Genomic DNA, 12,138 nt, shown 5'->3' on the forward strand with positions numbered 1-12,138 from the left:
ATGGCAAAAGAATGACGGATCGTGTAGGAAGTCACATCCGACGCTATTCCCGCAACCTCCTTCAACATCCTCAAGTTCCGGTTAAACCGGGACAAGGCCGCATTGTATTCGAGATATGCCTCATGGCCGTTCTTCGTCCCACTTAAAAAGGGAAATAAATAGCCGGAGCCTCCACCCCTCTCACCTGCCAGCTCCTTATACATAGCTTCCGCCGTATCCAAGACCTCCAACCGCATAGAGGTCCCGGTCTTCTGGCGATTGTAATCCAATATGCCGTTCTTGATATTACCCCTATTCAAATGGGCGAAATCAACGAACGACATCCCCCCATATTGAAACATCAAGCAAAGCGTCAGCTGTGTCTTCCTCAACTTCTCTCCTTTTACCGGGACAGTCATCAGGCGATTCAAATCACCCAGAGGCAAGGATTTCTTACGTTGGCTTTCCACACCCGTAAAAACCCCCTTGAATAAAGAGGGGATAAACGCCGCCTCGCCATTCTCCACCGCCTTGTTATAGATACAACGCAAACGGCGGATATACGTGGAGACCGTATTACGCATGCAGCCTTTCTCCAACAAATAAGCCTCGTACCGGCGAAGAGTATCCTTATTTATATATGTATATGGGATACGATCCGTCCCGCTATACCGTATAAAAGAGTTCATCGCATCCTGATAACTTTTCGCCGAGGAATACCGTCCTTCCTTTTGTAACAGACTTATATACTCTCGCATCCCTTCCACCAAATCTTTCTCATCCATATCTCTCTATTTTAAATTCCAACTGAAAACAAACACGCGAAATTAGACATCCTGACAAATTATATCTTTTGCGGCAAGTTGTTTTATTGACGAATAGCCACTATATTTGTACGTTGTTTTAAACAGAGTACAGACTAAATTAAAAAGTAAAGCATATGCACAATTGGTTTGAATGTAAGGTCTCTTACGAGAAAATGCTGGAAAATGGCATGCAGAAAAAAGTAACCGAGCCTTACTTGGTAGACGCCCTGTCTTTTACGGAAGCGGAAGCTCGCATCATCGAGGAGATCCGCCCCTTCATCACGGGTGAATTCACGGTAACAGACATCAAACGAGCTCGTTTATCCGAATTATTCTTCAACGAGAATGGTGATCGGTTCTATAAGATCAAGGTTTATTTTATCACGTTGGACGAGAAGAGTGGAGCGGAAAAGAAAACCGCCGCACAAATGCTTGCCCAAGCCACTACGCTGAAAGAGGCCATAGCCGTATTGGAAGATGGAATGAAGGGTACATTGGCGGATTATACCATCGCCTCGGTAACGGAAACCCAGTTGATGGATGTATTCCCATTCGACGCGAACAGTATTCCCGGCGAGAAGAAAAGTGGCGAGGAACTGATAGCGGAGCAAAAACAACAAGCTGAACAAAGAGGATAAAAAACATGAGTATCGCTCAAAACATAGTACAACTGAAAACGTCGCTCCCGCAAGGGGTGACGTTGGTTGCCGTCTCTAAGTTTCACCCGGTGGAGGCTCTATGGGAGGCTTACAACGCCGGACAGCGGGTGTTTGGCGAAAGCAGGGCACAGGAACTGAGCGCCAAGCAAAAAGTACTACCTGAGGATATCGAATGGCATTTTATCGGCCCGTTACAAAGCAATAAGGTAAAAGATATCGCTCCTTTTATTCATTTGATCCATAGCATAGACTCCTTGAAGCTTTTGGCTGAGGTGAATAAACAAGCGAAAAAACACGACCGCACGATCCGGGTATTATTGGAGATCCATGTGGCGCAAGAGGAATCCAAGCACGGACTCAGTCCTGAGGAATGCAAAGAGTTGTTGCGTGACGAGTCCTTGGCCGAATTCCAGCACATTCGTATTTGCGGATTGATGGGCATGGCTACCAATACCGATGATACGGGGTTGATACGGGAAGAATTCCGCAAGATCCATGATTTATTTATCGAACTGAAAGAGACGCTCTGTAAAGATAATGTCGATTTCAAGGAGATATCCATGGGGATGAGCCATGATTACCCGATCGCTATCCAAGAAGGAAGCACCTTGATACGGGTGGGTACCAGTATCTTTGGCGAACGGAAATATTAAAGTAATTATTAAATCTAAATATAGGCAACATGATTGACATTAAAACCCAATACGCAGGGTTGACACTTCGCAATCCGATTATCGTAGGGAGCTCCGGACTCACCAATAAGGCGGAACGTAACAGGGATTTTGAGAAAGCAGGTGCTGGAGCTATCGTATTGAAATCTCTTTTCGAAGAGCAGATCGAGATGCAGAGCGAGGCTTTGATGCAAGACTCCGATTACCCCGAAGCGGCGGATTATATCCGTGGTTATGTAAAAGCGAATCAAGTAAATGATTATCTGGAACTGATCAAGAAGAGCAAGGAATTATGTACGATCCCCATTATCGCCAGCATCAATTGCTATAAGGCGGACGCTTGGATCGACTTTGCCCGCCAAATTGAGTTAGCGGGAGCGGACGCTTTGGAATTGAACGTGTTCTTCATGGAAACCGAACTGACCGAAGATTTCGAGAGTATCCGGGATACGTATGTCAGTATCATCCGCAAGGTAAAAGAGACCGTATCGATTCCGGTTATCATGAAGATCGGAAAGAATTACAGCAATATTCCTTCGCTGGTTAATTTGTTGAAAGTAAACGGTGCTGATGGTGTCGTGCTATTCAATCGTTTCTACCAGCCGGATATCGACATTAATAATATGCAGATCGTTTCGGGTAATGTATTTAGCAATCATTCCGATTTGAGTGACACGATTCGCTGGACGGCTATCGTATCCGGAAAGATCCCGGGAATCAGTATCGCTTCCTCTACCGGTGTGCATGATTGGGAAGATGTCGTTAAATGTCTATTGGCCGGCGCTTCCGCCGTACAGATGTGTAGCGCTGTCTATACACATGGAGCGGAAATCATCTCCCAAGTATTGACTTGCGTGGAAGAGTGGATGCATCAGGCACATTACCAATCCCTTTCCCAATTCCAAGGCAAATTGAATTACGCCAATATCCCGAACCCGGCGATGTATGAGCGTTCACAATTCATGAAATATTTCTCCAACAGAGATTAAAAGAAATACCTAGTAGTAGAGACGGGGCGTGCCCCATCTCATCCCAGCTAAATGGTAACTTAAAGATACTATTCAGACGGTGATGAGACGGGGCACGCCCTGTCTCTACTATAGGGTAATATACAATAGTCTTAATTATTTTCCACTAGAAAGTATTTTTATTAGAAAATAGTTATATCTTTGCATCATCAAACAAGTTATAAAGAAATATGGAACCAATTTGCGCCATAAAGGATATCTATAAGATACTGTACCAGTTCGAGAAAAATTTCTCGGAAGTACATGCTATCACCATCAACGAGGCCATGTTGCTTTGTTGCTTAAAGGATAATGAGGCAAAGTCGGCAGGAATGATTTGCGATTATATCGGTCTTTCAAACTCCCGGGTCTCAAAGGTGATCACCTCTGTCGAGAACAAGGGGTTTATCCGCAGGAACATCAATAAAGAGGATAAGCGGCAAATGTTTTTCTCGCTCACCCCAAAAGGGAAAGAGAAAATACAACAGATGATGCAGGCCGAGCTAAATATGGATAGCCTGTTCAATCAACTCAAAGAATACATACAAAAGGGATGAATCCCTTTTTTTAACTAATTATTGTCTACTAACAAATATGTATAATATAAATTAAATATAAACGGATATGAAGTACTTGATTATTGGAGGTGTAGCCGGTGGAGCTACCGTAGCAGCCCGGCTGCGTAGAATGGACGAGAAAGCGGAAATCATCCTTTTCGAACGTGGAAAATATGTTTCTTACGCAAACTGTGGATTACCTTATTATATAGGAGACACGATCAACGACCGGAATAAATTATTCGTACAAACCGTGAAAGGCTTCACGGATCGATTCCGCATCGATATCCGTACGGAGCAGGAAGTGACCCAAATCCTTCCCGAATCCAAGCAAGTGGAGGTAAAGAAACTCGGCACAGGAGAAACCTACACGGAGACTTACGATAAACTAGTGCTCTCTCCCGGTGCGGAGCCTTTGCGTCCACGCATCGAAGGAATCGAGAGTAAAAAGATATTCACGTTACGTAACGTGCCGGATACGGACACGATCAAGAATTACGTGAACACGGAAAAGCCCCGTACCGCCGTTGTTGTAGGGGGTGGTTTCATCGGCTTGGAGATGGCGGAGAATTTGCATGAGCTGGGTGTCCATGTCACCGTCGTGGAAATGGCTAACCAAGTGATGGCACCCCTCGACTATTCCATGGCCGCTATCGTACATCAGCAATTGATCGGCAAGCAGGTAGGCTTGATGCTGGAAGATGGCGTATCTCGTTTCGAGGAGACTTCCAGAGGCGTGACCGTTCATTTGAAAAGTGGGAAGCAGATCCCGGCGGATATGGTTTTATTGAGTATCGGTGTCCGTCCGGAAACCCGATTGGCCAAGGAAGCGGGACTTACGATCGGAGCACTCGGCGGTATCGCTGTCAATGAATATATGCAGACCTCGAACCCGGATATTTATGCGTTGGGAGATGCCGTGGAAGTACGCCACCTCGTGACAGGCAAACCAGCCTTGATCCCATTGGCGGGTCCAGCGAATAAGCAAGGACGTATCGTAGCCGATAATATCGTATCCGGCAATAAGGAAACTTATGACGGGACGATGGGAACCTCTATCGCCAAGGTATTCGACTTGACGGTCGCCACGGCGGGAGCTAACGCTAAGCTGTTGAAACGGGAAGGAATCGCTTATCAATCCTCCTATACGCATGGAGCCTCGCATGCGGGATATTACCCGGGAGCCGTGCCTTTATCGATCAAGATATTGTTCGCGCCGGAAGACGGACGACTGTTAGGGGCGCAAGTCGTAGGTTTCGGAGGCGTAGACAAACGGATCGAGATGTTAGCGCAAGTTATCCAGCGGAAAGGTACGGTCTATGACCTGACGGAGTTGGAACATGCGTATGCTCCTCCTTATTCAGCCGCTAAAGATCCCGTAAATATGGCCGGGTTCGTAGCGGAGAACCTACTTACGGGAAAAGCGAAAGCGATCCAGTGGAGAGAGATCCAGAACTTATCGCCAGATACCGTACGTATCGATGTCCGTACCCGTGACGAGTACAGCTTAGGGACAATCCCCGGCTTCATCAATATACCGGTTGATGAGTTAAGAGAACATTTGGCGGAACTGCCTAAGGATAAACTAATCGTAGTGACTTGCGCCGTTGGATTAAGGGGCTATTTGGCTTATCGCATCCTGACTCAAAATGGCTTCACGAATGTCCGAAACCTATCCGGTGGTTACAAGACTTGGAGTGTAGCGACAGCAAAGATCAAGAATGAGCCGGCCTGCGCACCTTGTTCGTCCGAAGCTGTTTCTGATAAGGCATCTGGTAAAAGTAGCTCTTGCAAATCGACTCCGGCAGCTACGGCGATTAAGGTAGACGCTTGCGGATTAATGTGTCCGGGACCGATCATGCAGTTGAAAAAGAACTATGAGAACTTGCGGGAAGATGAGTCATTGGAAATCACCGCAACAGATCAGGCTTTCGGAAAAGATGTCTCTTCATGGTGCAAGATAACCGGGGCAGAGTTAGTCTCTCTGGAAAATAAGGGAGGCACGATCGCCGCCACGGTACGAAAAAAAAAAGCTGAATGCAAAATAGCGACAGGTGGTAATAGTGCCGACAACAAGACATTGATCGTTTTCAGCGATGACCTCGATAAGGCGTTGGCCTCATTCGTCATAGCGAACGGGGCTGCCTCCACCGGAAAGAAGGTGACTATGTTCTTTACTTTCTGGGGGCTTAACGTGATTAAGAAACGGGAAAAACCTGCCGTATCTAAAGATATCTTCGGCAAGATGTTTGGCTGGATGCTTCCGGCAAATAGCGAAAAGCTGAAACTATCTAAAATGAATATGGGTGGAGCCGGCAGTTGGATGATGCGCCTTATCATGAGGAAGAAACGGATCGACAGCTTGGAAAGCCTTATGGCACAAGCCGTAGAGAATGGTATCGAGATGATCGCCTGCACGATGAGCATGGACGTAATGGGCGTCAAAAAAGAAGAACTGATGGATAACGTTGTCCTAGGAGGCGTAGCCACCTATCTGGAACGTGCGGAAGACGCAAACGTAAACTTATTCATCTAATTCATTCAAAAAAAATATCCCAGCATATCCACAATAAGGACAATGCTGGGATATTTTATATAAATGATCTGATGCTTATTTAATCATATCAAACCCAGTGTAAGGGATCAACGCTTTCGGGATGCGGATGCCCTCGGGGGTTTGGTTGTTTTCCAATAAGGCGGCTACGATGCGAGGTAAAGCCAAGGCACTACCATTCAAGGTATGGCAAAGTTGCGTTTTCTTATTCTCGTCACGATAGCGGCATTTCAAGCGGTTGGCTTGATACGTATCGAAGTTGGACACGGAGCTAACTTCCAACCAGCGTTGTTGTGCCTCGGAATACACCTCGAAGTCAAAGCAAAGGGCAGCCGTGAAACTCATATCACCCCCACAAAGACGAAGGATGCGATACGGCAACTCCAACTTCTGAAGTAATCCCTCCACATGATTCAACATCTCTTGGTGAGATTGCTTAGAGTGCTCCGGTTTATCGATCCGAACCAACTCCACCTTAGAAAATTCGTGCAAACGATTCAAACCGCGTACATCCTTGCCATAAGAACCTGCCTCACGACGGAAGCATTGTGTATAAGCGCAATTCTTGATCGGTAACTGCTTCTCATCCAGAATGACATCCCGGTAAATATTTGTCACGGGCACCTCCGCTGTCGGGATCAAATAGAGGTCGTCTACCTCGCAATGATACATCTGTCCCTCCTTATCCGGAAGCTGCCCCGTACCATAACCGGAAGCCGAGTTCACCACCGTAGGCGGCATGATCTCCAAGTAACCGGCGTCACGAGCCTCATCCAAGAAGAAGTTGATCAACGCACGTTGCAAACGAGCGCCCTGTCCTTTATAGACCGGGAAACCTGCTCCCGTGATCTTAACACCCAGATCGAAATCAATCAAATCATATTTCTTCGCCAATTCCCAGTGCGGAAGAGCGTTCTTCGGAAGTTCCGTTTCCATACCTCCCATTTTCTCTACCACATTGTCCTCGGCGGAGATACCCTCGGGCACCTCATCGTAAGGTACGTTCGGGATCGTATAAAGTAAGTTCTGCAGCTCCTCGGCAGCCTGATCCATCTCAGCCTGCAAAGCCTTGCTCACCTCCTTGATCTCGGAAACATGTTTCTTAGCGGCCTCCGCCTCTTCCTTCTTGCCCTCTTTCATTAATTGTCCGATCGACTTCGAGGTTGCGTTTACCTCCGCTAGGTTCTTATCTAATTGATTTTGTGCGATACGTCTTTTATCATTCAATTCCAACACTTTATCGATGCTTTCTTTCGCACCCTTAAAATGTTTCTTTTCCAGTCCACGGATTACGGCATCCGTGTTTTCAGCGATTAATTTGATTGTCAACATATTCTATTTATGTTTAATAGTTTTTCTAAGACGCGAATTTAGTAATTTTATTTTACCCTACCACCCGTTAACCAAGTTCTTGTATAATAAGGTTCGCTAAGGCTACTTACCATCACGCCGCTAGAAGTACTGGTATGGATGAAGCGCCCATTTTTCAAGTAAATCCCCACGTGATTCGGAACGCCACGTTTCCCGCCACGACCCGTCTTGAAAAATACCAGATCTCCTTCCTGCAATTTGGCACGACTCACTTTCTTGCAATTATACTTCAGCATATCCGCCGAGGAACGAGCCAGCTGCTTTCCGTATACCTCCCGATAAACGATCGATACGAAACCGGAGCAATCCACGCCCCGTTTCGTGCTCCCTCCCAATTTATGACGTACACCCAACCAACGGGCCCCCTCGTTGTACAAGAATATATTATCTTCCGGTGTGATACGTACCCCATATAAGCGAGCCAACTCCTTCGGTCCCTTGAAATCGGCGGGCAAAGCTACTTTTTGTTGTTTTTTGCTACCGCACGAGGTCAGACATATAAGCAGGATAAAGATCCGGATAAACCCTAAAGGAATGCTATTCTTCATATCGTTTTCTCTTAATTAAGGCACGAATATACACATAAAGTTTAGAATGCCCATTATAAGGTTCCTACAATGGGCATTGTAAGGTCGTTAGAATGCCCATCGTAAGGAGCTTTGAATGGGCATCCAAGTTCAAGAAGGTTGAGCAGCTTTCAGATAAGCGTTGAACGCCTCTTTGTAGGCATCCGTCACGTGGATGATCTCCTTCCCGATATAAACGCAATTATTCCGGTCGACGGAGCGGATCTTATCCAACGCCACGATATAAGAACGATGGACCCGCATAAAGCGACCGGAAGGCAGCATCTCTTCCATGGCCTTCATCGTCACGTGGGTGATAAGCGGACGGGCCTCCCCTTCCAGATAGATCATCACGTAATCCTTCAAGCCCGTCACGTATAATATCCGGGAGATTTCCACCTGCCGCAACTGGCTATCCACCCGCACGAAAAGGCTGCCTCTCTCCTCCTTCACGCTACTCATCTCAAACCATTGGCGGGCCTTCTCCGCAGCTCCGAGAAACTTATGGTATCGGATGGGCTTCAGCAGGAAATCGAGGGCATTCACCTCATAGCTATCAAAGGCATACTCCTTAAAGGCGGTCGTGAAGATCACCCTCGTACCGGGGGGCACCATGCGGGAGAGGTTCAGCCCGTCCAGATCCGGCATCTGAATATCCAAGAAAAGCACGTCCACCGAAGACTCACGCAACGTGGAGAGTGCCAGCACCGGATCATTGAAGGAAGCCGCCAGCCTCAGATAAGGCGTACGGCTTACGAAGTCCTCCAGCATCTTCACCGCCAAGGGCTCATCGTCTACGATCATGCAAGTCAGTGTTTTCATAAGCAGTCTCGAAGTGTTATTTGAACAAAGTAACTATTTTCCCGGAGCGCTTGATCATATCGGTAACGACCGGGATAAGCCAGATCCAGCCTACGCCTCAGGTTTTCCAACCCGATCCCCGATCCGCTACGGTTCACATCCGGTTTCGGATGGTCGCTATTCTCGCAGGTAAAAACAAGGTCATCTCCTTCCGCCTTGAAACGAATACGTACGAACGACGACTTACGGCTATTCACGCCATGCTTGAATGCGTTCTCTATTAAAGAGATGAACAAAAGCGGCACGATCCTCATCGGTTTAGGCGGAACTTGCAAATCCACTTCCACGGTAGCCAGTTCATTGCAGCGCAACCTCATCAGCTCGATGTAATTATTCATGAACTCGATCTCGCCTTCCACCGGTACCAGCTCATGGTTCGACTCATAGAGCGTATACCGCAGCAAATCGCTCAATTGCCCGATACTTTCTTGCGCCGTATCTTGGTCTATCTGGACCAAGCTGGATATATTATTCAAGGTATTAAAGAGAAAATGCGGATTCAACTGGTTCTTCAGCCAAGCCAGTTCCGCCTCGGCGTTTTTCTGCCGTTCCTCTTTCAAACGCATCTGCATATCGCCCCAGCGTACGATATAACGGAATCCCACGGCACATCCAACCACTAGCAAATGTAAGAAGAACGCTCCGAAAGAGACCATATACATTCCCGAACGCCATTCGTCCGGGAAATCCGCCTTAGGAGAAAATATCCATAGGTTAGCCCCCGTGATCAATAGCAAATTCATCAACCCAAAGAGCATCTTCCGATCCCGATAAAGCAAATAGGGAACCAATACATAGAAATTAGCGGTGAAAACAATAGCCAACGGAGTAATGAACCCCGTATTAATCTTCCACACCTCGAAAGCCGAACTCGGATTAAAGCGTATGAAAAAATCGATCGCAGGAGGAATCAGCCATAAGGTGATCCACAATAAAGCCTGTCCTCCCGCCAATATATAATCTTGCCTCGTGAGTTTCATAATACGTTTTTTATAAAAGTAAGCGAATCTAACGCCTGCGCCTATGAACGCAAGCGTTTATTCGACGAGTGGCAGGGTCGCTTTAGACGAAAAAAGAATTATCGCTTCTGGATACGAGCCGCATAGCCTCCACCGGGAGCCATACGGATCTTTAATTTGCGATCTGTCGGGACTGGGATTACCTCTTTCTTATAATCACGGGCAGCACGATCGGCATTTATGCCATCCTTGAATAATTCCAAAGTATAATCACCTTCGCCCAAGAAAGACAGGTCTAAATCCAGCTCCCTCGGCGTCCAGTTGGTCAATGCCCCGATATACCAATCATTACCATGACGGCGGGCGATCGCTACATACTCGGAGACCTTTCCATCTAATGAGACCGTCTCATCCCAGATAGTGGGAATGTTAGAGATAAACTCCGTACATTCCTTTTCCCTCCTGTAATTAGACGGGGCATCGCACAACATATTGAAAGGAGACTCGAAGATCACGTAAGTAGCCAACTGGCGGCAACGGGTTCCTTGGCTCATCGGCTCCGAGTTTACCGGGCGATAATTACCTTTAACGGCGTTACGCATAGCGCCTTGCGTATAATCCATCGGGCCGGCGATCATACGGATGAATGGGATCGTGACATCGTACGTCACCATATCGTAAGACTCGGGAGACCATTTCAGTTGCTCCAAGCCATTCACACCCTCATAGTTCAATACGTTCGGATAGGTCCGTTGAAGACCTGTCGGCTTGAATACACCATGGAAATCCACAAGCATCTTATATTTCGCGCATACCTCGGAGGCCTCATAAACAAAGTTCACCATTTCCTGATCGTCACGATCCAAGAAATCCACCTTGAAGCCTTTCACGCCCATATCCGAATAATGCTTCACGACATTCTCCATATCACGGGCGAAAGCCCAATAACCCGCCCAAAGGATAATTCCGACATTCTTGAACTTACCGTAATCCACCAATTCTTGAAGATCGATCTCCGGTATTACTTGCATCATGTCCGCTTGCAGGTTCACGGCCCAGCCCTCATCCAAGATTACGTACTCGATGCCATGCTCGGCGGCGAAGTCGATATAATATTTATAGGTGGGATTATTGATTCCGGCACGGAAATCCACACCGTATAGATTCCAGTCGTTCCACCAATCCCAAGCCACCTTACCCGGCTTGATCCAAGAGATATCGTTTACCCGGGAGGGAGAAGCCAGGCGGTAGACCATATCGCAATCGGCCAACTCCTTATCATTCCGGGAGATTATAAACGCACGCCAAGGGAAAGAACGGGTTCCGGATGTTTTGGCGATATAGTTCTCACGCTCTTTCACCAACATCTGTAACTGATTATGGCCGCCTTGCTCCTTCACTTTCGGATAAGGCGCATGAACCGCTTTCAAGGAAGTTTTTCCCGTCTCGTTATTCAAGAACATCCCGGGAAAATCCTCTAGATCGGCTTCCGTGATACAGACCTTGCGACCGTCTCCCAGATCCACCAAAAGAGGCAGGATCTTCAGGCGTTTATCATTTAGGCTAGAGATCGTCTCGTTTACGTAGGGCTGCTCGAAGGAGTTGAAGAATTGCTCCTCGAACGTCGGCTTCGTACTATTCACGTAAGCGGTGAATGTCTTATAATCCGAGGGGAAGTTATAGACGGCCTCCTCGTCGGCGATAACGATCGGTTCCTTTCTTTTCGTCGTGAAACGGTAAGCGACTCCATCGTTATACACCCTAAAAACCAGCCCGTAGTTTCCCTGAAACGAGATTTGCATCTCATTATAGATATCCTTTACTACGTCCTTCTTATAGAACGGAGAGGGTATCTCCTTGTCTACCGAGGTCTTCGTCACTTTCAAGACTTTCGGGTTAGCGCCAAGTACCTCACCTCCTTGTAAAGTCATAGATACGGCAGAATTCATCACCTCCGAATGATCCTGTACGATAGCGAAAGTGACTTTATCGGCTACCGTAACCTCCACCTTTATATCCCGGTTCGGAGACTGGACTTGGTAATTCTTCTGGGCGATCGATGGGATAGCGCCCATTAAAAAGAGAAAAGCAAATAGAATGTTTTTACTCATGGTTTATTGATTTAAGTTTGTTTATGAATACAAATAT

The 12,138-nt window shown here is 47.0% G+C and carries 11 protein-coding genes; 5 read left to right on the forward strand and 6 right to left on the reverse strand.

Annotated elements, in window-relative coordinates; all coding sequences use genetic code 11:
- Positions 1–764 (reverse strand): site-specific integrase (locus DW205_RS07635; RefSeq protein WP_121963074.1); only part of this gene is annotated, 764 nt, incomplete at its 3' end.
- 155 nt (positions 765–919) lie between these two features.
- Between DW205_RS07635 and DW205_RS07640 the strand changes: the two genes are divergently transcribed.
- The 5 genes from DW205_RS07640 (at position 920) to DW205_RS07660 (ending at position 6,215) form a co-directional block, all read left to right on the forward strand.
- The gene (locus DW205_RS07640; RefSeq protein ID WP_005855722.1) at positions 920–1,423 is read left to right on the forward strand and encodes a DUF4494 domain-containing protein; all 504 of its coding nucleotides are present in this window, start codon (positions 920–922) and stop codon (positions 1,421–1,423) included.
- 5 nt (positions 1,424–1,428) lie between these two features.
- Entirely contained in the window at positions 1,429–2,097 is a 669-nt protein-coding gene (locus tag DW205_RS07645; protein WP_005865421.1) for a YggS family pyridoxal phosphate-dependent enzyme, read from the forward strand.
- A gap of 29 nt (positions 2,098–2,126) precedes the next feature.
- Positions 2,127–3,104: a dihydroorotate dehydrogenase-like protein gene (locus DW205_RS07650; RefSeq protein WP_005855718.1), complete on the forward strand. Its 978-nt coding sequence runs from the start codon at positions 2,127–2,129 to the stop codon at positions 3,102–3,104.
- 209 nt (positions 3,105–3,313) lie between these two features.
- Positions 3,314–3,679 (forward strand): MarR family winged helix-turn-helix transcriptional regulator, encoded by a 366-nt coding sequence (locus DW205_RS07655; RefSeq protein ID WP_005855716.1) that lies wholly within the window; start codon positions 3,314–3,316, stop codon positions 3,677–3,679.
- Positions 3,680–3,746: 67 nt separating this feature from the next.
- Entirely contained in the window at positions 3,747–6,215 is a 2,469-nt protein-coding gene (locus DW205_RS07660) for an FAD-dependent oxidoreductase (RefSeq protein WP_005865418.1), read from the forward strand.
- A 75-nt stretch (positions 6,216–6,290) separates the two neighbouring features.
- On the opposite strand, the gene serS is transcribed toward DW205_RS07660, so the two are convergent.
- The 5 genes from serS to DW205_RS07685 form a co-directional block, all read right to left on the reverse strand.
- Positions 6,291–7,565, reverse strand: a complete 1,275-nt coding sequence (serS, locus tag DW205_RS07665; RefSeq protein WP_005865416.1) for a serine--tRNA ligase — start codon at positions 7,563–7,565, stop codon at positions 6,291–6,293.
- A gap of 47 nt (positions 7,566–7,612) precedes the next feature.
- Positions 7,613–8,152, reverse strand: a complete 540-nt coding sequence (locus DW205_RS07670; RefSeq protein WP_005865414.1) for an NlpC/P60 family protein — start codon at positions 8,150–8,152, stop codon at positions 7,613–7,615.
- A 129-nt stretch (positions 8,153–8,281) separates the two neighbouring features.
- Entirely contained in the window at positions 8,282–8,992 is a 711-nt protein-coding gene (locus DW205_RS07675; RefSeq protein ID WP_005865412.1) for a LytTR family DNA-binding domain-containing protein, read from the reverse strand.
- Positions 8,989–10,011, reverse strand: coding sequence for a sensor histidine kinase (locus tag DW205_RS07680; protein WP_005865410.1), 1,023 nt, complete (start codon positions 10,009–10,011; stop codon positions 8,989–8,991). The genes DW205_RS07675 and DW205_RS07680 overlap by 4 nt, the downstream gene beginning before the upstream one ends.
- A gap of 98 nt (positions 10,012–10,109) precedes the next feature.
- Complete coding sequence (locus DW205_RS07685; protein WP_005865408.1) at positions 10,110–12,101, reverse strand: glycoside hydrolase family 97 protein; 1,992 nt, start codon at positions 12,099–12,101, stop codon at positions 10,110–10,112.
- Positions 12,102–12,138: the final 37 nt, after the last annotated feature.

The organism is Parabacteroides sp. AM17-47 (assembly GCF_003434625.1).
In the GTDB taxonomy this organism is placed as follows: Bacteria; Bacteroidota; Bacteroidia; order Bacteroidales; family Tannerellaceae; genus Parabacteroides; species Parabacteroides distasonis.

Coding starts and splice junctions, on each gene's coding strand:
- DW205_RS07640 (WP_005855722.1), top strand. CDS start 920: ATGCACAATTGGTTTGAATGTAAGGTCTCTTACGAGAAAATGCTGGAA.
- DW205_RS07645 (WP_005865421.1), top strand. CDS start 1,429: ATGAGTATCGCTCAAAACATAGTACAACTGAAAACGTCGCTCCCGCAA.
- DW205_RS07650 (WP_005855718.1), top strand. CDS start 2,127: ATGATTGACATTAAAACCCAATACGCAGGGTTGACACTTCGCAATCCG.
- DW205_RS07655 (WP_005855716.1), top strand. CDS start 3,314: ATGGAACCAATTTGCGCCATAAAGGATATCTATAAGATACTGTACCAG.
- DW205_RS07660 (WP_005865418.1), top strand. CDS start 3,747: ATGAAGTACTTGATTATTGGAGGTGTAGCCGGTGGAGCTACCGTAGCA.
- serS (WP_005865416.1), bottom strand. CDS start 7,565: ATGTTGACAATCAAATTAATCGCTGAAAACACGGATGCCGTAATCCGT.
- DW205_RS07670 (WP_005865414.1), bottom strand. CDS start 8,152: ATGAAGAATAGCATTCCTTTAGGGTTTATCCGGATCTTTATCCTGCTT.
- DW205_RS07675 (WP_005865412.1), bottom strand. CDS start 8,992: ATGAAAACACTGACTTGCATGATCGTAGACGATGAGCCCTTGGCGGTG.
- DW205_RS07680 (WP_005865410.1), bottom strand. CDS start 10,011: ATGAAACTCACGAGGCAAGATTATATATTGGCGGGAGGACAGGCTTTA.
- DW205_RS07685 (WP_005865408.1), bottom strand. CDS start 12,101: ATGAGTAAAAACATTCTATTTGCTTTTCTCTTTTTAATGGGCGCTATC.